General features: G+C 25.3%; 1 protein-coding gene. It reads right to left on the bottom strand.

The window, feature by feature from the left end:
• Positions 1-302: 302 nt before the first annotated feature.
• Positions 303-1,292: a hypothetical protein gene (locus NSA58_RS20155; RefSeq protein ID WP_052232904.1), complete on the bottom strand. Its 990-nt coding sequence runs from the start codon at positions 1,290-1,292 to the stop codon at positions 303-305.
• Between the last annotated feature and the right edge of the window lie 141 nt (positions 1,293-1,433).

Here is a 1,433-nt window from a genome sequence, read left to right on the forward strand (position 1 = left end):
AAGCTAAACCATTAGTTTAGCTTAATGTTATAAAATATACTAAGGAAGTGGCTTACTGTTATCTACCCAAAAGAATTTGTTTTATACCCTTGAATGAGCTTTGCTTTTAAAGTATATGACAAGCCCTTTGAAGAGTTTCATGTGTTAGTTTGAGATATTACCACTACCACTTCCTTAATATAATTGTATTTATAAGAGTATTATTTTGTTCATAATTTTTGATAAATAATAATATTTTATTTTCTTTTTCGTAGTTATATTTTATTTATTTTTATCATATATTATTAATTACTATGATTTTATTATGATTCCTTATTCCCTTCTGATTCTTTATTTTGTATACATTTTTCTGGATTAATATAAATTACTTCCCATTGATTATCCTTATTTTTTTTGTAATCAGCTATTTTTTTATCTACTCCATTTGTTAATTCATAAAAAAGTACGTAATATTCATTATCATCTTTATCTTTATAATATGCTCTTTTTTCATATCCGTCTTCATTAACAATTACATCACCCTCAACTAATGAGCACCAATTTCCATATTCTATTTCTACAAAAGTTTGAGCATCATATGCCCATCCATGATATGGTGCACATAAATAATTCTCACTACTATAATCCATCTTTACAATTTTATAACCATCATTTTCTTTATCCAAATATATATATCCATAATAATATGCAAATAGCCCTTTATTTTCTGTGGAGCCTTCAATAACTTCCAGCTCTACAAAATATTTTAATAATCCTGGCTTATCTTTATCAGCAGGAACATTGTTTACTTTAATCAAGTTAATGTGAAGCATGTTTTTAAAAGAATCTAAGAAATTTTTATACGGCAATTCTTTTTGATAAGATTTAGATAGAAAATTATATGCTACTGGATATGGCGCTTTAACATCTCCCAATGAACCGCAACCTGTTTCATTATTTTCCACTGGATTCGCCGCTTCTCTAAGCACATTAAAATAATTTACTACAGTATCCTTTCCTGATCTAAACGGTTTTGATGGTAAATCCATTTTATATGGATTTTTATTATAAAATTCCTTCAAAATATTAAGATTCTCATCATTTAATATAGTCATATCTGATGGTCTAAAAAATCGTTCTAAGTCATAATACTCTTCTCTACTATCAACTACCTCTAAATCTTCATCTATGATAGATTCATCAATTAAATTTCCACCTAGTATGTATTTATTTTCATTTTCTGTTGCATCTATTCTTAGTGTTGTCGCCATTATCATTATTAAACATAGTAGTACATATTTTATATTTTTCATTTTAATCTCCTTTCAAAAAATAAATAAATTGTTATTTATATCTTTTACATTTTTTTCTAAAATACACTAAAAATGTTTTTACTTTATATAAAAACTTATTCTTTATTTTTCTAATGACTTTTATATTCCAATATTCTACAA

This window comes from Terrisporobacter muris (genome assembly GCF_024621905.1).
Classification (GTDB): Bacteria; Bacillota; Clostridia; order Peptostreptococcales; family Peptostreptococcaceae; genus Terrisporobacter; species Terrisporobacter muris.

Bases quoted from the DNA above. Each gene is read 5' to 3' on its own strand.
- NSA58_RS20155 (WP_052232904.1), bottom strand. From the start codon at position 1,292: ATGAAAAATATAAAATATGTACTACTATGTTTAATAATGATAATGGCG.